This window comes from Nocardia sp. NPDC127526, assembly GCF_042672265.1.
GTDB lineage: Bacteria > Actinomycetota > Actinomycetes > Mycobacteriales > Mycobacteriaceae > Nocardia.
The window spans coordinates 54,392-74,358 of sequence record NZ_JBHXVO010000034.1; the positions used below are offsets into that span (position 1 = coordinate 54,392).

A 19,967-nucleotide genomic window follows, 5' to 3' on the forward strand; every position below is an offset into this window, starting at 1 on the left:
ACCACGGCGTTATGCGCGCTGCTCGATTGCTCGAATGAGTTCGTGCACAGCCGGATTCGACGCCAGTCGGCTGTCGAGGGCGATGTTGACTGCGCCGCGTAGCAGGGCGTAGGGCTTCCATGCGGCGGGGGCGATGGTGCGGGGGGAGCGGCGGGCGATGCCGTCGGCGATGGTGCGGGCGGCTTGGATGGGGGTGATGCGGGTGTTGAGGGGCCAGGGGAGCATGGTGTCGAGTCGGCGGCCGAGGTCGTCGGTGTCGAGCATGTGGTGGGTCATGGCGGTGTCGACGATGCCGAAGTAGGCGACTCCGGCGGTGGCGCCGGAGGGGGCGAGTTCGACGCGGAGGGCGCGGCCGAGTTGTTCGACGGCGGCTTTGCTCATCATGTAGGGGGAGCCGCCCATGCCGGGGGCGAAGGCCGCGCACGAGGAGACCACGACGACATGGCCTTTCGAGGCGACGATGTGGTCGAGGGCGGGATGGACGGTATTGAACACGCCGGTGAGGTTGATGCTCATGACGCGGTCGAAATCGTGCGGGTCCATGGTGCGCACGGTGGCGGGGGTGGGTGTGACGCCCGCATTGGCGACCACCACATCGAGGCGGCCGTGGCACTCGATCGCCGCCTGGACGGCGCGCACCATTGCCTCGCGGTCGGCGACATCGGCTACGACCGCGTGCGCGCGGGTGGCCAGTTCCGTTGCCGCGCACTTGGCCGCGTATTCGTCGACATCGGCGATGATGACCCGCGCGCCACGAGTGTGCAGGAGCCGCGCCAGTTCGAGCCCTATTCCTTGCCCGGCCCCGGTGATGAGCACGACCTTGCCGGCCACGTCGTAGGTGGTGGGGGAGAGCCAGGACAGTGGGTTGCGCAGCCTCATCAGGCGACCTCGAAGGCGTCGGTGTCGAATCGTGCGGTGCGCCTGCGATATTCGAAGCTCCAGCTGGGGTAGAGACCGGCGTTGCCGCCGTCGGGGGTGGTGTAGTAGGTCTGGCAGCCGCCGGTCAGCCAGACCGTTTCGGTACTGCGGCGGCGCATTTCCTCGACGAAGTCGGCCTGTGCCGCGGCGCGGACTTCGACTCGGCGTGCACCGCGGGCGCGCAGCGTGACGAGTGCGTCCACGATGTAGGCGATCTGGGATTCGATCATGAAGATGGCGGACTGGTTGCCCGCTGCCCCGAACGGTCCGAGTGTGCAGAAGAAGTTGGGGAATCCGGCGATGGTCGCACCGAGGTAGGTTTGCGGCTGTTTGTGATACAGGTCGGCGATCGAGAGGTTCTCGCGCCCGATTATGCGTTCGAAGGCCGTGGGAATCGACTCGAATCCGGTGCCGTAGATGATCGTGTCCACCGGGATCTCCGTTCCGGCGCGGGTCAGAATCGAGTGCGGGCGGACCTCGGCGATGGGGTCGGTGACGACCTCGACGTTGTCCCGGGCCACGGCGGGCAGATAGGCGTCGGAGAAGATGGCGCGCTTGCAGCCGATCATGTAGTCGGGAGTGAGCCTCGCGCGCAGCTCGGGATCGCTGATCTGCCGGCGTAACTGGATACGGCCGAGCAGCTCGTAAGGGTGGCGGAATCGGTTGTCCACGAAGCCGACCAGGCCGAAACTCTCGATGAGGGAGTACCAGGTTCCTCGAATCGCCTTCTGAACCAGGGGGACACGGCGGAGCAACAGGCGTTCGAGCCCCACGGTTTCGCGGTCCAGACGTGGCACGATCCAGGGCGCGGAGCGTTGGAACACGGTCAGCGCGGCCACGTTCGGCTGGATTTCCGGAATGAACTGCACCGCCGAGGCCCCGGTGCCGATGACTGCGACGCGCTCCCCGGACAAGTCGTGGTCGTGGTCCCAGTGCAGCGAATGAAATGTCTTGCCCGCGAAGGTGTCCAGACCGGGCAGCGACGGATACTTCGCCTCGGCGAAGATCCCTGCCGCCGAAATGAAGTAGTCGGCGGTGAGCTTCCCGCGCGAAGTCTCGATGTCCCAGACCGCGGTTCGCTCGTTCCAACGCGCGTCCACAAGCTCTGTGCCGAACCGGATGTGGCGCACCACATCGTGTTTCGCGGCGACTGCGCGAAGGTAATCCAGGATCTCGCCCTGCCGGCCATAGGTGCGGGACCAATCCGGGTTGGGCGCGAACGAATAGCTGTACAAATGTGAGGGCACATCGCAGGCCGCCCCGGGATAGGTGTTCGCCTGCCAGGTACCGCCGAGCTCCGCGGCGCGCTCGAGGAGCACCAGGTCGTCGAAACCGGCCTCCCGCAGTTTGATCGCCAGTCCGATCCCGCCGAAACCCGCTCCGAGAACGGCGATCCGACGGTGTTCGATTCGTGTGGACACAGCTCAGCCGATCCTTCGGTGTGATGTCGTGGTCAGAGATCGAGAACGAGGGGCCCGCCCGCCGCGCGGGAGACGCAGGTCAGCATGTGGCCGGTGCGTTCGCCGGCGGTGAGCAGGCGGTCGCGGTGATCGACATCGCCGGACAACACACGGGTCTTGCACGTGCCGCAGAACCCTTGCCGGCAGGAGTACACGGCATCGGGCCGCACGCGGCGAATGGCATCGAGGGCGGTTTCCCGGTCTCCGACACGGATATTCGCTCCGGTGCGCGCCAACGTCAGATCGAACTCGCGGCCATCGACCACCGGCAGTGCCGAGAATCGTTCGGTATGCAGTGAACCCGTCGGATTGAGGCGGAACATATGGCGCTGCGCCGCGTCGAGCACCGGTGACGGGCCACAGACATACACCGCCGCACCGGGTTTCGCCTCGGCGAGGATGGCGGCGATATCCGTTCCGCCGGTCTCGTCGTCGGGTCGGATATCGGCATCGGGCGGCAGTTCGCTCAGGAACGGCATGGTCGCCCGGGACCGCCCCAGATACACCAGCCGACCCCGGGATCCGGCCGCGTGCACCATCGGCAGGATCGGTGTGATGCCGATGCCGGCGGCGAGGAACAGATACGACGGCGCATTCGCGATGAAGGCGAACGCATTGCGCGGCCCGCGAATTCGCAGCGGATCGCCCGGCCGCAGCTCGTGCATCTCCCGGGATCCGCCGTCCCCGTCGGCCAGCCGCCGCACCGCAATGCGGTAGCGCCGCCGATCACGCGGGTCGCCGCACAGCGAATACTGACGCCGGCGGCCCGAGGGCAGGAACACATCCAGATGCGAGCCCGGCCGCCATGCCGGCAGCGAACCCCGCCGAGGAGCGATCAAGGTCAGCGACACCACGTCCGCCGCCTCCGCGCGCACGGCTTCGACCATCGCGTTGAGCTCGAAACCATGGAACCGCACCGGATTCGGGCGCGAGACAGCGGGTGTGGTGACGACCTTCTTGTAAAGGTCCATGGCGATCCCGAGCGCCCTCAGACTCGGCGTCGCGACATCGTGCCTGGCGCTCATGCCCGCGCCGCCGGTGAATGCGCCAGATAGCGCAGCGCATTGTCCATCGAACCCAATTGCGAGGGATGGAAACTCGGCCGCAGGTACCGCGGTATCTCGGTGAAGAACGTGGTGAAACTGGGGATCACCCCGCGCACGGTGGCGCTCACGAACTGCGTCCCCCAGAACCCGCCCTTGTCCGCACTCGGATCCTTGCGATACAGGTAGGCCGTCGAAATCACGAACAGCGGCAACAACACTCCGGTGGCCAGCAGCCCGGTGCGCGCCCGCCGCCCGTAGCCGCCGTCGAGGTGCATATAGGCGTCGAACACCACGCTGCGGTGCTCGACCTCCTCGGCGCCGTGCCAGCGCACCAGATCCAGCATGGTCGGATGCATTCCGGCGTTCTCGAGCGCCTCCGATTCCAGCAGCCACTCGCCGATCACCGCGGTGAAATGCTCCATCCCCGCGAATACCCCGAGGCGCTCCTTGAGCCACTCCTGCTTGGCTTTTCCGGTCAGTCCGTGATCGCCGAGCACGCGATCGACCAGCCACGCCACCTTGCGCACATACGACTCCACATCGAGCCCGATCGACTGCAGATGCGTGCGCGCGCCCTCATGGCTGCCGGCGTGCATGGACTCCTGGCCGATGAACCCGGTGACCTCTTCCCGCAGCCGCTCGTCGTCGATGTACGGCAGCGCCTCGGCCAGGCACGCGGCCATCGCCCGTTCCCCCTCCGGTAGCACCAGATGCATGACATTGGTGACATGGGTCGCGAGCACTTCGTCCGGGATGTAGTGCATCGGCACCGAGGAGAAGTCGAAGTGCACGTCCCGGGCGTGGATCGCATGGGCTTCGTCCTGATAGGAGCGCCTCGTTGCACTGTTATCAGCCATGCGCCGAACGTACAGTGCAACAAATTGGATTGCAATGTTGCAGCGACAAATGGCTCGAGATTGTTGCAGCAGGGCTCGCCGGTGTTAGCCTCGGACCGTGCCCTCCTCCGCCGCCACCTCGGGAAACGCCGTCAAGGCCGATGCCATCGAGGACCGCATTCTCGATGCCGCCCTCGTCCAGTTCGAACAGGTGGGCGTGAAGAAGACGACGATCGAGGACATTGCCCGCAAGGCCGACGTCGACCGCGTCACCGTCTACCGCCGCATCGGCTCCCGCGACGATGTCGTGCGCGCGGTGACCGGCCGGGAGGTGAGCCGGCTCCTCGACGAACTGAAGGAGATCCCGGCTCGGCACGAGACCCTGGAGGGCCTGATCGCCGGCATCTTCGTCACCGTGCTCACCCGCTGGCGCAATCACCCCCTGGTCGAGCGCATGCTGGCCCTGGAACCCGATCGCCTGCTCCCGCAACTCACCACCGAGGGCGGCGCCTTCTTCGCCATGTCCGTCGCCGCCACCACGGAGATCCTTCGAACCGCATTGCGCGACAGGGGATTTCCGGAGCCCTCCGACCTCGCCACGCGCGTCGAGGTCGGCTGCCGCATCGTCCACTCGCTGATCCTGCAGCCCATCGGCGCGACCGACCTGGACTCCGAGGCCGAGCTCACCGCCTTCGCCCGCACCCACATCGCGCCGATCATCAGCGCCTAGCGGACCTGTGGCCTGCGCATAACGGAATCCTGCTCCGGCGGTTCTCGCGTGTCGGCGGAGTCGAACGGCGATGCCTGGGTATGGCCGTCGTAGATATTCCGACTTCGAGGAGGCGCAATGAGCGAGTACCGCACCACGATCATGCGTTCGATGATTGCCGCCGGAGTGATCGCCGCCGGCGGCGTGCTGGCGGGCTGCGGCGACGGAGACGTCGACGTCCCGCGGACTCCGACCATCGATCTGACAGCGCCGGGCACACCCACCAGGGATACCGGTGACGACCAGGACATGGTGACCCCCGCCGCGGCCCAGCAGCTGTGCGACATGATCTCCGCGGAGATCGGTAACTGGCGCGGTCAGGGCTCCGCCTTGGCCAAGGTCAGTTTCAATGGCACGGTGCAGAATTGGGCCGCACGCAATGAGGGGCTCAATGACGAGGTGATCCAGAACAAGACGATTGTCGACGCCGCCACCAGCGGCACCTGCCCCGATGTGCGAGGCCAGGCGCTCGAGGTGCTGGAGGCGCCGGATCTGGCCAGCGCCCTCGCGGGATTCGGCAACTGAGAGCGCGTCCTTTCACCCCACCGCGGCGGCTGCCTCGGCTTCGAGAGCTGTACGATCGCAGCGATCTTTCCGCGTCCCCGTGGCGCTCCGGAAGCCGAGGAGCCAGTCGTGTCGGACAGCCGACGAGCGCATCGCACTCCTCGCGGAAGCGGAGGAAAATCCCAGCGGCGGCGACGAATTCGCCGGTACCGCCCGCGACCCGCGATTCGCCGATTTGGCATTGTTCGAGATCCGCCGGTAGGTATCACGGCGTCCGTGCATAGCGCAGGCCCGGGCGGGTACTCGCACGGCGGAATGGCCACGAGTGCGGGGGTTTCGGCGCCGGACCAGGAGCCGGTCGAAATCGTGTGCCGCCCGGGTCGATCGAGGAATCGTCATGACGGAAAGCCAATGGACACTGTGGCTCGACGCGCGCCGAGCCATGAAGGAAGGACCCGAGGGGATCGCCCGCCGGCAGCGGACCCGGCTGGCGGAGCACGTCGCGAGCGCCCGTGCCGGTTCGCCCTATTACCGGGAGATGTACCGGGATCTGCCGCAGCGAGTGGAGGATTCGACGCTGCTGCCGGTTACGAGCAAGAAGAAATTGATGGCTCGCTTCGACGACTGGTGCACCGATCGGGAGGTGACCCTCGAGAAGGTGCGGGCCTTCGTCGATGATCCGGCCCTGGTCGGGCAGCGCTTCCTGGGCAGGTATCTGGTGGGCACCACCAGCGGCGCCAGCGGCAATCGCGGCCTGTTCGTGCAGGACGATCGAGAATTGAACGTGCAGAACGTGATTGCCGGTCGCGGCTATGCCGCCTCGCTGCGGCCCGGCGACTATCTGCGGTTGCTCACCCACGGAATGCGTACCGCCCAGTTGGTCGCCACCGGCGGCCACTACATCGGCCACGCCGGATTCGTGCGCGTCACCACCGACAGCTGGTGGCGGCGCAAGGTCATCCGATCCATGTCGGTGCACCGGCCGCTGCCCGAACTGGTCGCCGCCCTGCAAGAACTCCGCCCCGCCATGCTGGTCGGATACGCCAGCACCATCAAAGTGCTCGCCGGCGAACAAGCCGCCGGGCGGCTCCGCATCGATCCGGTCCTCGTGGCGCCGGCCGGGGAGACGATGACCAGCGGCGACCTCGAGTTCATGGGATCGGCCTTCCATGCCAAGGTCCACACCGTCTATGCCGCAACCGAATGCACGTACCTGACCTACGGCTGCCCGCACGGCTGGTACCACGTCAACAACGACTGGGCGATAGCCGAACCCGTGGACGCCGACTATCAGCCGACCCCACCGGGCGAATGGGCGCACACGGTCCTGATCACCGATCTCGCCAACCGCGTGCAGCCGATCCTGCGCTACGACATCGAAGACCGCGTCCTGCTCAATCCGGACCCGTGCCGCTGCGGCAGCCCGCTCCCGGCGCTGCGCGTGGAGGGCCGCTCCGGCGACACCCTGACCTTCCCCACGGAGAGCGGCGAGCAGCGCACCCTGACGCCACTGGCTTTCGGCACGTTGTTCGACCGCACGCCGGGTATCGAACTGTTCCAGCTCGCACAGATCAAGCCGGACACCCTCCGCGTGCGGTTACAGCTGACCGGTGACGTCGCTCCGGAACAGGTGTGGCGCAGAGTGCACGACGAGCTCACCCGCTTGCTGACCGGCAACGACCTCGGCAATGTCGTCATCGAACACGGCGAGGAACCACCGGAGCGGGCGCCCGGCGGGAAGTATCGCGCGGTCCTTCCGCTCGCGGAGTAGGCGGGTGTCAACTGCTGATTTCTCCGCACGCGGGCGCGACCGGACGGGTCGAGTCTGTACATAGCGACAGGTGCCCGCATTCGCTCGGGATGTTTATCTTTGCTGACCACAGAAGGGAAAACATCGATGAGCGATATCGGTGCCTCGGCGCGGCGCATGCTGGCCGAGTTCATCGGCACCGGGCTGCTGGTGTGCGTGATCGTCGGCTCCGGTATCGCGGCCCAGCGATTGTCGCCCGCCGACGCCGGTCAGCAGCTGCTGGAGAACGTCATCGCCACCGTATTCGGGCTGGGCGTGCTCATCCTGGTGATCGGCCCGGTGTCCGGCGGGCATTTCAATCCCGTTGTCTCCATGGCGGATTGGTGGTCGGGCCGGCGCAGCGGCGCCGGTCTTTCCGCCACCGAGCTGACCGCGTACCTGGGTGCCCAGGCGCTGGGTGGCGTCACCGGTGCGGTGCTGGCCAACATCATGTTCGACCAGCCTGCCGCGCAGATCTCCGGTCAGCACCGCATTACCGCCGGGCACCTGGTCGGCGAGGTGGTGGCCACGGCCGGGCTGATCCTGGTCGTGACCGCGCTGGCCCGCACCGGCCGCGCTGCACTGTCCGCGGTGACCGTCGCGGCGTATATCGGGGCCGCATGCTGGTTCACCAGCTCCAACTCCTTCGCCAACCCCGCGGCCACCATCGGGCGGATCTTCTCCGACACCTTCACCGGCATCGCCCCCATCTCGGCGGCAGCCTTCATCGCCGCCCAACTGATCGGCGCCACAATCGGATTCGTAGTCGTTGGACTGCTGTACCCGGCCCAGCCCACTGCCGCCGGAGCAGAACCTTCCACTGCTGCCGAGCTCGCAGGGCAGCGCGGCGTGCTCGACCGCATCCCGGCGCCCGACGATGACCCTGCCGGCGAGCCGGACAGACTCGTGGAGCAGCGTGCGGGTGCCGCGGGGGTGGAGCTGCGCCAAGTCTTCTGAGCGCCGGTCAGTCGGCCGCGATTTCCCTTGCGGTGGGGTAGGACTCCTGTGCTCCCGCCTTGGTGACGGCGAGGGCGGCGACGCGGGCCGCGTAGGCGGCAGCGGTGGACAGGGGCTCCGACAGCGCGAGCCGCCAGGCCAGGGCCGCGGTGAAAGCGTCACCGGCCCCTGTCGTGTCCACGGCCCGGACCTGTACTGCCGGAACGCGTTCCATGCCGGCGGCGTCGGCCACGAGCGCTCCGTGCGCGCCGAGGGTGATCACCACCGAGCCGGGGCCGAGCGCGAGCAGCGCCGTCGCCCAGTCCTCGGGCGTCGCGCCCGCCGAATCGCCCAGCAGCACATGGGCTTCGTGCTCGTTCACGATCAGTGGATCGGCGGCGGCGAGCAGGTCTTGCGGCAGCGGGCGCGGCGGGGACGGGTTCAGGACGAATCGATTGCCGGGCACCAGGTTTCGGACGACTTCCTGGACCGTCTCGAGGGGAATCTCCAATTGGGTCGAGACCACTCGGGCGCTGCGCAGCAGGCCGGCGGCCGCGCGGACATCGGCGGGCGTGAGCTCGGCATTGGCGCCCGGCGACACCACGATGCTGTTGTCGCCCGAGGGATCCACCGTGATCAAGGCGACGCCGGTGGGCGCGCCGCCCACGAGCACGCCCGCGGTGTCGACTCCCGCCTTGTGCTGGGAGTCGAGCAGCAGTCGCCCGTGGTCGTCGTCGCCGATGCGGGCCAGCAGGGCGGTGCGGGCCCCGAGCCGCGCGGCGGCGACGGCTTGGTTCGCGCCCTTGCCGCCCGGGTGGACGGCCAGATCGGAGCCGAGCACCGTCTCACCGGCGGCGGGCCGGCGTTCGACACCGATCACCAGGTCGGCATTGGCCGAGCCGACGACCACCAGGTCGAAGTCGTGCATGGCTGTTCTCCCATCCGGTTTCGCCGAGTGCGTCATTTGCCGAATCCGGCCACATTGTCCTTGGTGACGACCTGCACCGGCACCTTGATCGCCTGCTCGACCGGCTCGCCCTCGGCCGCGGCCAGCGCGGTGCGGACCGCGATGCGGCCGAGTTCCTTGGGCTGCTGGGCAACCGAGGCATACAGCGTGCCCGCCTCGACGGCGGTGAGACCGTCCGGGGTGCCGTCGAAGCCGACGACCTGGACCGAGGTGCCCGCCTTCGCGCCGAGGGCCTTGATCGCGCCGAGCGCCATCTCGTCGTTCTCGGCGAAGACGCCCTGGATATCGGGATGCGCCTGGAGCAGGTTCGTCATCACATCGAGGCCCTTGGTGCGATCGAAGTCCGCGGGCTGTTCGGCGACGACCGTGATGCCCGGATACTCCTTGATGCCGTCGGCGAAGCCCGCGCCGCGTTCCCGGCTCGCGGAGGTGCCCGGCTGGCCCCGCAGGACCACGATCTTGCCTCGGCCGCCGAGCTTTTCGGCCAGGGCGCGAGCCCCGAGCCTGCCGCCTTCGACATTGTCGGAGGCCACCAGGGCGGCGGTCTCGGCATTGCTCACGCCCCGGTCGATGGCGATGACGGGGACGCGGGCCTTGTTGGCGGCCCGCGCCGACGGGCCCGCCGCATCGGAGTCCACCGGGTTGACGATGATCGCACCGGAATTGGCGCTGGTGAAGTTCTGCAACTGATTGGCCTGCTGGGAGGCGTCGTTCTGCGCGTCGGTCACGGTCAGATCGATGCCGAGCTTGTCCGCCTCCTCCTGCGCGCCCGCACGGATCTGGACGAAGAAGGGATTGTTCAGGGTCGAGAGCGACAGGCCCAGCTTCGTGGAGGTCGAGGCGGAACCGGTGTGCAGGAAGGACATTCCGCCCAGGGCTGCGATGGCGACCACGGCGGCCAGCGCATAGGTCAAGGCCTGACGGCCCTTTCCGCCCGGCGCATCCATCCCGGCCGATGCCGGAGCCGCGGCGGTCTTGCGCCGCAAGGTATCCAGCAGCACCGCCAGCGCGATGACGACACCGATGACCACCTGCTGCCAGAAGGCCGACACGGAAAGCAGATTGAGACCGTTGCGCAGCACCGCCAGAATCAGTGCGCCGATCAGCGTTCCGGACGCCTTGCCCTTACCGCCCGCCAGGCTCGCACCGCCGATCACGACCGCGGCAATGGCGTCCAGCTCGTAGCCGAGCGCGGCCTGCGGCTGCGCGGAGGAGAGCCGGGCGGCCAGCACAATGCCCGCGACCGCGGCGAAAAGGCCTGCCAGAGCGTAGATCACGACCTTCTGCCGCGATACCCGCAGTCCGGACAGGCGTGCGGCCTCCTCATTGCCGCCGATCGCGTACATGGCGCGGCCGATGTAGGTGCGGCCGAGAATCACCGCGGTGATCAGTCCCATCACGGCCATGACGAGCACCGGCACCGGCAGCCAGCCGCCGAGGGTGTCGCCGAGATGCGAGACCGAATCCGGGAAGGCGATCGGGCTGCCCTGCGAAATGACAAGGGACAGACCGCGAGCCACCGACAGCATGGCCAGCGTGGCGATGAACGGCGGCAGCTTCCCGAACGAGATCAGCGCGCCATTGACCAGGCCGCAGACGAGACCCGTTGCGAGCGCGAGGATCACTGCGATCCACACCGGGACGCCCGCCGAGGTGGCGCTCCAGGCCAGGACGGTGGCCGCGAGCGCGGCCACCGAGCCGACCGACAAGTCGATGCCCGCCGCGACGATCACGAAGGTGACGCCGAAGGCGAGAATCGCCGTAACCGCCGCCTGCACACCGATATTGAGCAGGTTATTGGTGGTCAGGAAGTCACCGGACAGCGCCGACATGACGATGACGAGCAGGATGAGCGCGGTCAGCGCGCCATTGTCGAGCAGCAGGCGGCGCAGGCCGCCCGAGGTGCCCCGGACGCCGGTGCTGCCGGCGAGCGTGTCAGTGGCCACGGGTGGACTCCAGTTCGGTCGAGCGTGGAACAGTCGAATTCGGGGTGGCGACGGCCAGCGCCATGACGGCGTCCTGGGTCGCCTCGTCGGCGGCGAGTTCGCCGACCATGCGGCCCTGGGCCATCACCAGGACCCGATCGCTCATGCCGAGCACCTCGGGCAGATCGCTGGAGATCATCAGGACGGCGGCGCCGGCGGCGGTGAGTTCATTGATGAGCCGGTAGATCTCGACCTTGGCGCCGACATCGATACCGCGCGTCGGCTCGTCGAGAATCAGCACCCGGGATTGGGCCAGCAGCCATTTGCCGATGACGACCTTCTGCTGATTGCCGCCGGACAGGGTGCGCACGTGCTGCTCCAGCCCCGCCATGCGCACACCCAGCTGCCCGGCGACGCGGGCGGCGGCGTCGCGCCGGCCCGCGCGGTCGACAAGTCCTGCGCGCGTGGCGGATCGGAGCGTGACCAGGCCCAGGTTCTCCTCGATCGACGCGTCGAGGATCAGTCCCTGGCCCTTGCGGTCCTCGGGGACCAGGCCGATGCGCGCGGACACCGCGGCATTCACGTCATGGCGGCGCAGCGGCACACCGGCGACGTGCACGGTCCCGCGGGTGTACGGATCGGCGCCGAATACGGCCCGCGCGACCTCGGTGCGACCCGCGCCCACCAGACCGGCAATGCCGACGACCTCACCGGCGTGGACCTGGAAGCTCACGTCCTCGAAGACGCCGTCCCTGCTCAGCCCGTCGACGGTGAGCAGTGCGGCCCCGGCCTCGGCCCGTTCGCGCGGATACTGCTGTTCGATCGATCGCCCGACCATCAGGCGTACGAGTTCGTCGGCGGACGTGTGCGCGGGCACCTGGCCGACGCTGCGGCCGTCGCGAATGACGGTGACCCGATCGCCGAGGGCGGCGATCTCCTCCAGATGGTGGGTGATGAACACGATGCCGACGCCGTCGTCCCGCAAGGCGCGCACGATGGCAAACAGCTTGTCGACCTCGTCGGAGGTGAGCACCGCGGTCGGCTCATCCATGATCAGCACCCGCGCGCGCAGGCTGAGGGCCTTCGCGATCTCGACCATCTGCAGGCGGGCGATACCGAGTTCCCGCACCCGCGCGCGCGGCGATACGGACAGCCCCACCCGCTCGAGCAGTCCGGCGGCGTCGGCCTCCATCTGCTTGCGGTCGATCAATCCGAAACGCCGCGGCTGCCGCCCGAGGAAGATGTTCTCCGCGACCGTCAGATCCGGGACCAGGTTGAACTCCTGGTAGATGGTGGCGATCCCGAGCCGCTCGGAATCCTGCGCGCCATGGATGCGAACATCCTTGCCGTCGACCAGGATTCGCCCGCTGTCGGGCCGATGCGCGCCGGAGAGCATCTTGATCAGCGTGCTCTTGCCCGCCCCGTTCTCGCCCAGCAGCACGTGCACCTCGCCGCGGTGCAGATCGAAGTCGACGCCGTCGAGCGCGACCACACCGGGGAAGGACTTGCCTATCCCTTCCAGGCGCAGCAATTCCGCCGCGGGCGGCGCCGATGGCTGGCTCGCGAGCTCGCTCACGAATCACTCCTTTGCTCGAGAGCCGGTTCGCCGCACGAGCGGCGGACGATGAGCCGGGCGGGCAGCGCGACCGATTCCGCGGGCCGGCCCGCGATCCGATCGACCAGGGCGCGCACGGCGGCGCGGCCCAGCTCCTCGGTCGGTTGGGCGATCGCCGTGATCGGCGGATCGGTGTGAATGAACCAGGCGATATCGTCGAAGGCGGCGAGCCCGATGTCCCGGGGGACGCGCAGTCCGCGGGCGCGAATGGCATCCAGCGCGCCGAGCGCCATGAGATTGTCCGCGGCGAAGACGATCTCGGGCGGCTCGGGCAGATCGAGGAAACGCTCCGTCGCCCGGCGGCCGCTGTCGGCCTGGAAATCGCCTTGGCCGATATAGCTTTCGGGCAGTGCGAGCCCGTACTCGCCGAGCGCGTCCCGGAATGCCTCCACCCGTTCGCGACCGGTCGTGGTGACCGCCGGACCCGCGATGATGGCGAGCTTGCGATGGCCGAGACCGTGCAGATGAGCCACCAGATCACGGACGGCCGCGCGACCGTCGGCCCGCACGACCGGCACTTCGATGCCCGGGATCCACCGGTCCACGAACACCATGGGTGTGCCCTCTCGCACGGCGTCGAGCATGAGCGGCGAGCCGCCATCGGTGGGCGCCACCAGCAAGCCGTCGATGCGGCGGTCGAGCAGCGTGCGAATGTAGTGGTCCTGCAATTCGGGCCGCTCATCGGCATTTCCGATGATGACGCTGTAGCCGAGCGCCCGTGCCTGTTCCTCGACCGAGCGGGTGAGCTCGGTGAAATACGGGTTCAGCAGATCGCTGGTCACCAGCCCGAGGGTGCGGGTCTGGTCGGTGCGCAGGGACCGGGCCACGACATTGGGGTGGTAGCCCAGCGCTTCCACGGCGGCCAGCACGCGCCCGCGCGCCTCCTCGCTGACCGAGGGGTGGTCATTGAGCGCCCGCGAGACCGTGGCGACGGATACACCCGCGGCCGCGGCGACATCCTTGATGCCCGCCATTGCTGGCCCACCTCCTCGTGGAAACGATTACACGCAGTATTGGAAACGATTACACGACGGTTGGTCAAGATCTCGGGCCGGATTCGCCGGACGTTCCTATGCGAGGGCCGTGACGCGCAGTCGCAGGCCGTGGGGTGACACCGTGGTTCCGATGCGGGGTCGCTGCGGCCGGTCGGTGAGCGGGGCGATGTGCCACCGCGCCGTGACGGCCTCGAGTGCGGCGACGAGCTCCCGCGCGGCGAACCGGCCGCCTATGCAGCCGCGAGGCCCGTCCCCGAAGGGGAGATAGGTGCCGGGCCGGGGTTCGATGCCGTGCCAGCGGCCGGGGTCGAAGGCGTCGGGGTCGGGATAGTAGGCGCTGTTGCGCTGGGTGAGGTAAGCGCTGTAGGCGACGATTGTTCCGGCGGGCAGCCGATGGCCGTCCAGCACGGTGTCCGTGGTGACCCGCCGGGTGAGCAGCCACGGTGGCGGATAGAGCCGCAAGGTCTCATCGATAATGTGCCGGAACAATTCCGAGTCGTCTTCGCCAGGTGATGTCGCGCCGGTATGTACGGCGGTGCGGGCCTCGACGTGCAGTTGCTTTTGGATGTGCGGATGGCGCGCAAGCAGATACAGTGCCCACGCCAGTGTGGTGGAACTGGTTTCGGTGCCGGTGGCGAGGAAAGTGGTTGCCTGATCGGTGAGTTCGGTATCGGTCAGCCTGTCGCTGCCACTGTCATTGGCGATGATCATGCTGGCCAGCAGATCCGGTTCATCCGCGGTAATCGGCCGCCGTCGCCGTTCCGCGATGATGTCGTCGATCGTGGCGCGCAAGCGAGAAATGGTGCGCCGATAGCGGCGGTTGCCGGGGAGCGGGAGCCGGGCGACCGCATCGGGCATCAGCATTCGGCGCGGCACCCCGGCGACGAAATCGTCGAGATCGGTGATCGCACCGTCGAGCAGCTCCTCGGTGAGCGACGTGGAGAACAAGGTCCGCAGCGCGATCCGCCCGGTATACGCCATGGTCTCCCCGGTTACATCGAGAACCTGTCCGTCACACCAGGATTCGGCCATCCGCCGCGCCTCCTCCCGCATGACTTCCTCGTACCGGCGCAGCTGCCCGGGGCGGAAGGCGGGCTGGACGAGCCGGCGCAACCGCCGGTGCTCGGCATGCGGGCAGGTGCCCAAACCATCGCCGAACAGATCACGCAATCGATCGAAGAACGGACCGCCCTTGTCGAAAGTGCCGTCGTCCTTCAGAACTCGGCGCGTGAGTTCCGGATCGCAGACCACCGCGACCGGAACGGGACCGAGCCGTATCCAGACAAGTCGCCCGCGCGCCGGCAAACTGGACAGGAATCCAATCGGATCGCGAAGCAGCGGTATCGTGTCACCCAGCAATGGCAATGTGCGCGACATGGCAATTCACGCCTATCAATACATTCTCGCCGTGAAATTCCAGTCTACGTCAGCGTATACCGAATGCGCGAGACGAATATCCGTGCAGGGCACGCGAATTCAGCCGCAACTGCAAATGCGAGGACAACCGCGAGAGTCAGCTTCGCCGACCCGCCGAGTATTCGCGCTGGGCGGTGATCGCGGTGCCCATCCAGCGGTGGAGGTAGGCGCGGAGTCGATCCTCGGTGCGGGGCGGGTTGCCGGGGGACGCGAAGAACGAATGCATTGTGCGCAGGACGTATTCGACCAGTTCGCGCAGGGACTCTTCGTCGTAGCCGTGCTTGTTCCAGTCGACGTCGAAGCGGTGGATCATCGACATGCCGAACGCCTGGGCCTGTTCGGAGGTGAGGCTGTCGGGGTCGAGGTCGGAGTACGAGTTCGACAGCAGGATTCCCAGATGCGGGGTGCGGCGGACCTCGGCGAGGGTGTAGATGACGCCCTCGGTCATGGCTTCGGCGGGGTCTTCGAGGCCCGCGACATGTGCGGTGAGGCGGTCCAGGAAGCCGTCGACCGAGGCGATGGCCGCGGCGGTCATGAGCGCTTCGGCGCTGGGGAAGTAGCGGTACACGGTCTGGCGGATGACGCCGAGCGCGTCGGCCACGTCGGCGATGCTGATGGCCGAGCCGGTTTCGCCGATCAACTCGACGGCGGTGGCGACGATGCGGCGGTGCGCCTCCCCGTCGTTCTCCGGCGGACTTCCGCCCCACCCCCGTCTGCGCGCCACTGGGCGAAGTTATCACAGCGACCAGGCCACAACCGGGCAGGAGCGGCGGTTCCGGCAAAGTGATCATACATCTAGACGTGTATTTGTATGATTGTCTCATCGCGCTGGACGAGCGCGGCATCCGAACGATCCACACCCCGACGCGAGGTACGCACGGTGACCCATTTACAGCCCCGCAAAATGGATTTCGGCTTCGAGGAGGCCGATGTCCCGTTCCTGTGGAACCCCCAGAACCCGGCCTGGTCGAGCATGTCCAATGCGGTCTCGTTCCTCGCGGTGGGCTTCGAGAAGATGATCGTGAAGCTGATCATGCAGCTGAAACCGGTGTTCACCGATCCGGAGGTGGCGGCGGAAGCCATGGCCTTCATGCGGCAGGAGGGCCACCATTCGACGGCGCACCGCCAGCACGTCAAGGCGCTGATCAAGCAGTATCCGGGACTGCAGAACACCCTCGACGCGGTGATCGGCGAGTTCGACCTGCTCACCGAGGCGACCTCGCACGAATACCGGCTCGCCTACACCGCCGATCTCGAGGCCACCTTCACGCCGGTGTTCAAGCTCATGCTCGATCACGAGGACACGCTGTTCCGGCCGGGTGACGATCGCGTCGCGTCACTGTTCATCTGGCATTTCGTGGAGGAGGTCGAGCACCGCAGCTCGGCGCTGATCCTGTTCAATGCCATTGTCGGCGACGAGCTCTACCGGATGCGGATGGCGCCGTCGATCTTCGCGCACGTGCTGAAGGTGATCCGGATCGCCTGTGCCGGTTTCAATCAGCATGTCCCGCTGGCGGATCGGAAGGTCGATTCGCTGTCCATGTTCGCCCGCCATCGCGCCAAGCAGCGGGTGCTGGAGTACTTCGCGCCGTACCTGACCAAGGGCCCGATGCCGCGCGCCTTCGCCGGCCTGCCGGTGCGGGAACAGCTCGTGGCCCTGCGCGGCATCGTCCGCAGCCAGTTGCCCGAACACGATCCGACGCACGAGGATCTGCCCGAGCTGGCCGGGCGCTGGTTCGAGCGCTACGACGCGGGGTACGACTGCACCCGCTGGTACACCGCTGACACGCGTCAGGGTGCACTGATGGTTCCGGAGGCCGAGTGATGTCCGACCTGTGTACTCCCACCTTCGCCGATCTCGCCGGGCGACTCGGCTTCTCGTGCGCGGAGACCGGCGGGCTCGTCGAATTCCGCAGTCCGGCAGCGTTGGAGAACTGGACGCTGCCGGTGCTCGAGGCGACCATCGTGCTGGGTTCGGTGCTCGCGCTCATCTATGCGATCGTGCGGCTGCGCCGCCACGGTGATCCCACCAACCTGGTGCTCTGGTTCGGCGCGACCGCCTACCTGTTCGTCATCGAGCCGCCGCTGTACTTCCCGTCGGCCTTCGGCATCGCCGAGCATGTCGACACCATGTTCGCGCACAATGTGTTCACGGTGGACTTCCTGTGGGCAAGGTTGCCGCTCTACATCGTCGCGATCTATCCGCTGATGGCGACCCTCGCCTTCGAAATCGTCCGGATGCTGGGCGTTTTCCGGCGCTACGGCGTCCTGATCGGCGCGACCTGCGTGGGTTTCGTGCATCACGCGTTCTATGAGATCTTCGATCAGATCGGCCCGCAGCTGCGCTGGTGGGAGTGGTCGGTGGACAATCCGCTCAATCAGCCGATGTTCGATTCGGTGCCGCTGCCGAGCGTGGTCGTCTTCGCGGCGCTGTGGCCGATGTCGCTGGCGTGGTGCGTGCAGTTCTTCGTCGGACGCCACGTCGATGCGGGGACGAAATTCACCGGGCCGCAGTTGGTGTGGCGCACCATGGTGATCGGCCTGGCCGCCTCGGCCGGCACCTTCGTGCTGCCGCTGCCCGCGACCGTCTTTGGGATGGGCAGCGATACCGTGCGCGGGTTCCTCTATGCCGCAGAGCTTGTCGTGCTCACGGTGGTGGCGGTGGTCGTGCTGGTGCGGCAGTGGACGGCACTGCGCGCCGGGATCTCCGGGATGCCCCCGTACCGCAACCGCATGGTGCAGTGGTACGCGCTGGTGTATCTGGTTGTGATGGCGTTGCTTTGGGCCACCGCGCTGCCCGACTTCTTCGATGCGACCAATGGCGTCACCGCCAATGGCGATCCCATCGGCAATCTCTGGTACACGACCGCCTGTTTCGTCATGGCGATCGCGACCCTCGTCGCCACCATGACAGTGCCCCGAGGGTCGCGCATCGATGCCCCGCCGGAACTGATCGCTTCCTAGGGCTTGCGCCCGACTCCGGCCCAGTACCAGGCGCTGTCGGCATCGCCGACCGGGGTCGGGCCGTCGGTGAGGTCGGGCCGCCAGGTGGCGACCGGGACGACCCCCGGCGCCACGAGTTCGGTGCCGGCGAACAGCGTGGAGGTTTCGTCGCGGCTGCGCGGGTGGAAGGTGATTCCCGACGCCTCGGCGGAGGCGACCACCCCGGCCATGGCGTCCGCGTCGAAATCGGCTGTGGGATGGGTGATCACGAGATAGCTGCCGGAGGGAACCGCGTCGAGGAGACTGGCGATGATGTCGGCGGGCCGGTCGCTGTCGCGGAAATACATCATGATCGCCACGAGCATGATGGCGACCGGCCGGTCGAGGTCGAGGGTCTCGACGGTCGCCGGATGATCGAGAATGCTGCGCGGATCGTGCAGATCGGCGTGAATGAACCGGGTGCGGCCCGCCGCCGTGCTGCTCATGAGCGCGCGGGCATGGGCCAGGACGATCGGATCCTTGTCCACGTACACCACATTCGCCTCGGGAGCGAGCTGCTGCGCGACCTCGTGGGTATTGCCGGCGGTCGGGATCCCGGTGCCGATATCGAGGAACTGGGTGACGCCCGCGCCGACCAGATGGCGCACCGAACGCGCGAGGAAGGCGCGATTCGCGCGCGCCATGGTCTTGATGGTGGGAATGTGCCCGGCAATGAGGTCGCCGAGCGCCCGATCCGCCGGGTAGTGGTCCTTGCCGCCGAGCCAGTAGTCGTAGACGCGGGCCTCGTGCGGAATCGTGGTGTCGATCTCCGTCGGCAGCGGTGCGGCGTTGTGGAGCTCGGTCATATCAGTGGTCCCCCCGGTGGATTCGCTCGGCCGGCCCGACGGTCTCGGCCCAGCCCGCGGTGAGCGCGGTGATCAGTTCGCCGGTGTACTCCGGCGGCATGGCGTGCACGCACAATCGGTCCCAGATCGCGTGGTAGGTGTCCAGGTCGGCGCGGTCGCCCAGGAACTGCGCACCGGCCGCGTGGTGCAGGTGCACGATATCGCCGCGGACCGGATCGTCGAACCGCAGCACCGTGAACGGCACGGTGCAGATGGCCGGCCCGCCGGCGTGATCCGGCATGAGCTGGACCGTAATATTCTGGCGCGCAACACTATCGACGAGGTGCGCGAGCTGATCACGCCAGGCCTCCAGGCCGCCGAACGGCCGCCGCAGCGCCCCCTCCTCGATCACCACCCACAGTTTCGCCGGATCCGGTCGATCCAGCAGCTCCCGCTGCCGCCGCATGAGCAGCTCGACCCGATGCTGAATCCGCGCCGTCGATTCCGGCCGCCCGATCGCGCTCACCGCGTGCGCGTAGGCGGCCGTCTGCAGCAGCTCGGGCACCACACCCGGTGCGTAGCACCGTATTACCGAAGCCTCGTCCTCCAGTGCGAGATAGTCCTCCCGCCGCAGCGCGGCTGAACCACCGTCGCCCGGCCTTCGCGCGGGAACCTGCACCAGCCCTCCAATCGCCTCGCAATAGCGTAGGGGATTGTGCCACAACATGTTTCATATCACATGCTGACGAGCATGCTGCACTTGCAGCTGCAAGGACCGCGGCGGGAGCGGTGCGTATTGTTCAGCCGCGCAGGCTCTCCGTGAACGGCGGCGTCGTCGGCGATTGCCGGATGGCCGGTTTCGGGCTGGTGACCACGGTCGAATATCCTCCGGCCAGGCTGACCGGCCTCGCTCCCGCGCGCCGCGACGTGCCCAGGTGCGGGCGTGCCGACCGCATCCAGCTGTGAAACATCGTCGACCGGGAACTGGTGGCGGACCCTTCTCGCGTTTTGCCGCCACCAGTTC

The 19,967-nt window shown here is 67.6% G+C and carries 19 protein-coding genes; 6 read left to right on the plus strand and 13 right to left on the minus strand.

The genetic code is table 11. The features are described from left to right. Window positions 1-9 precede the first annotated feature (9 nt). The 4 genes from ACFVIV_RS34125 to ACFVIV_RS34140 are packed head-to-tail and all read right to left on the minus strand — an operon-like array spanning window position 10 to window position 4,281. Window positions 10-879, minus strand: coding sequence for an SDR family oxidoreductase (locus ACFVIV_RS34125; protein WP_379203600.1), 870 nt, complete (start codon window positions 877-879; stop codon window positions 10-12). Continuing rightward, window positions 879-2,339 (minus strand): flavin-containing monooxygenase, encoded by a 1,461-nt coding sequence (locus tag ACFVIV_RS34130; RefSeq protein WP_379203602.1) that lies wholly within the window; start codon window positions 2,337-2,339, stop codon window positions 879-881. The genes ACFVIV_RS34125 and ACFVIV_RS34130 overlap by 1 nt, the downstream gene beginning before the upstream one ends. 32 nt (window positions 2,340-2,371) lie before the next feature. Next, on the minus strand, window positions 2,372-3,403 hold the full coding sequence (locus ACFVIV_RS34135; RefSeq protein WP_379203604.1) for a PDR/VanB family oxidoreductase: 1,032 nt from the start codon (window positions 3,401-3,403) through the stop codon (window positions 2,372-2,374). After that, the gene (locus tag ACFVIV_RS34140) at window positions 3,400-4,281 is read right to left on the minus strand and encodes a metal-dependent hydrolase (protein ID WP_379203606.1); all 882 of its coding nucleotides are present in this window, start codon (window positions 4,279-4,281) and stop codon (window positions 3,400-3,402) included. Before ACFVIV_RS34140 ends, ACFVIV_RS34135 begins: the two co-directional genes overlap by 4 nt. Window positions 4,282-4,378: 97 nt before the next feature. On the opposite strand from ACFVIV_RS34140, the gene ACFVIV_RS34145 reads away from it, so the two are divergent. From ACFVIV_RS34145 to ACFVIV_RS34160, 4 genes are all read left to right on the plus strand, one after another. Further along, window positions 4,379-4,990 (plus strand): TetR/AcrR family transcriptional regulator, encoded by a 612-nt coding sequence (locus ACFVIV_RS34145; protein WP_379203608.1) that lies wholly within the window; start codon window positions 4,379-4,381, stop codon window positions 4,988-4,990. A gap of 117 nt (window positions 4,991-5,107) precedes the next feature. Beyond that, window positions 5,108-5,554 carry a hypothetical protein gene (locus tag ACFVIV_RS34150; RefSeq protein WP_379203610.1) on the plus strand — a complete coding sequence of 149 codons (447 nt, stop codon included), beginning with the start codon at window positions 5,108-5,110 and terminating at the stop codon, window positions 5,552-5,554. 376 nt (window positions 5,555-5,930) lie between these two features. Then, a complete protein-coding gene (locus ACFVIV_RS34155; RefSeq protein ID WP_379203612.1) occupies window positions 5,931-7,304 on the plus strand; it encodes a phenylacetate--CoA ligase family protein in 1,374 nt (457 codons plus the stop codon). Window positions 7,305-7,430: 126 nt separating this feature from the next. Then, a complete protein-coding gene (locus tag ACFVIV_RS34160) occupies window positions 7,431-8,279 on the plus strand; it encodes an aquaporin (protein ID WP_379203614.1) in 849 nt (282 codons plus the stop codon). A 7-nt stretch (window positions 8,280-8,286) separates the two neighbouring features. On the opposite strand, the gene ACFVIV_RS34165 is transcribed toward ACFVIV_RS34160, so the two are convergent. The 6 genes from ACFVIV_RS34165 to ACFVIV_RS34190 all read right to left on the minus strand — a co-directional run bounded on the left by ACFVIV_RS34165 (window position 8,287) and on the right by ACFVIV_RS34190 (window position 15,900). After that, a complete protein-coding gene (locus ACFVIV_RS34165; RefSeq protein ID WP_379203616.1) occupies window positions 8,287-9,186 on the minus strand; it encodes a ribokinase in 900 nt (299 codons plus the stop codon). Window positions 9,187-9,218: 32 nt separating this feature from the next. Then, window positions 9,219-11,171 (minus strand): substrate-binding domain-containing protein, encoded by a 1,953-nt coding sequence (locus tag ACFVIV_RS34170; protein ID WP_379203618.1) that lies wholly within the window; start codon window positions 11,169-11,171, stop codon window positions 9,219-9,221. Further along, window positions 11,161-12,726 carry a sugar ABC transporter ATP-binding protein gene (locus ACFVIV_RS34175; protein WP_379203620.1) on the minus strand — a complete coding sequence of 522 codons (1,566 nt, stop codon included), beginning with the start codon at window positions 12,724-12,726 and terminating at the stop codon, window positions 11,161-11,163. Before ACFVIV_RS34175 ends, ACFVIV_RS34170 begins: the two co-directional genes overlap by 11 nt. Further along, window positions 12,723-13,739: a LacI family DNA-binding transcriptional regulator gene (locus tag ACFVIV_RS34180; protein ID WP_379203622.1), complete on the minus strand. Its 1,017-nt coding sequence runs from the start codon at window positions 13,737-13,739 to the stop codon at window positions 12,723-12,725. The genes ACFVIV_RS34175 and ACFVIV_RS34180 overlap by 4 nt, the downstream gene beginning before the upstream one ends. Before the next feature lie 96 nt (window positions 13,740-13,835). Next, complete coding sequence (locus ACFVIV_RS34185) at window positions 13,836-15,137, minus strand: cytochrome P450 (RefSeq protein ID WP_379203624.1); 1,302 nt, start codon at window positions 15,135-15,137, stop codon at window positions 13,836-13,838. A 136-nt stretch (window positions 15,138-15,273) separates the two neighbouring features. Continuing rightward, complete coding sequence (locus tag ACFVIV_RS34190; protein WP_379203626.1) at window positions 15,274-15,900, minus strand: TetR/AcrR family transcriptional regulator; 627 nt, start codon at window positions 15,898-15,900, stop codon at window positions 15,274-15,276. Between the two features lie 156 nt (window positions 15,901-16,056). Between ACFVIV_RS34190 and ACFVIV_RS34195 the strand changes: the two genes are divergently transcribed. Together ACFVIV_RS34195 and ACFVIV_RS34200 are read left to right on the plus strand one after the other, a co-directional pair. Continuing rightward, window positions 16,057-17,001 carry a metal-dependent hydrolase gene (locus ACFVIV_RS34195; protein WP_379203627.1) on the plus strand — a complete coding sequence of 315 codons (945 nt, stop codon included), beginning with the start codon at window positions 16,057-16,059 and terminating at the stop codon, window positions 16,999-17,001. After that, window positions 17,001-18,140 carry a hypothetical protein gene (locus ACFVIV_RS34200; RefSeq protein WP_379203629.1) on the plus strand — a complete coding sequence of 380 codons (1,140 nt, stop codon included), beginning with the start codon at window positions 17,001-17,003 and terminating at the stop codon, window positions 18,138-18,140. Before ACFVIV_RS34195 ends, ACFVIV_RS34200 begins: the two co-directional genes overlap by 1 nt. On the opposite strand, the gene ACFVIV_RS34205 is transcribed toward ACFVIV_RS34200, so the two are convergent. The 3 genes from ACFVIV_RS34205 to ACFVIV_RS34215 all read right to left on the minus strand — a co-directional run. Continuing rightward, window positions 18,137-18,964, minus strand: a complete 828-nt coding sequence (locus ACFVIV_RS34205; protein WP_379203631.1) for an SAM-dependent methyltransferase — start codon at window positions 18,962-18,964, stop codon at window positions 18,137-18,139. The genes ACFVIV_RS34200 and ACFVIV_RS34205 overlap by 4 nt on opposite strands. Window position 18,965: 1 nt before the next feature. Then, window positions 18,966-19,622 carry a DUF5753 domain-containing protein gene (locus ACFVIV_RS34210; RefSeq protein ID WP_379203633.1) on the minus strand — a complete coding sequence of 219 codons (657 nt, stop codon included), beginning with the start codon at window positions 19,620-19,622 and terminating at the stop codon, window positions 18,966-18,968. Window positions 19,623-19,743: 121 nt separating this feature from the next. After that, on the minus strand, window positions 19,744-19,967 hold a 224-nt coding region (locus ACFVIV_RS34215; RefSeq protein WP_379203635.1), incomplete at its 5' end, for a hypothetical protein.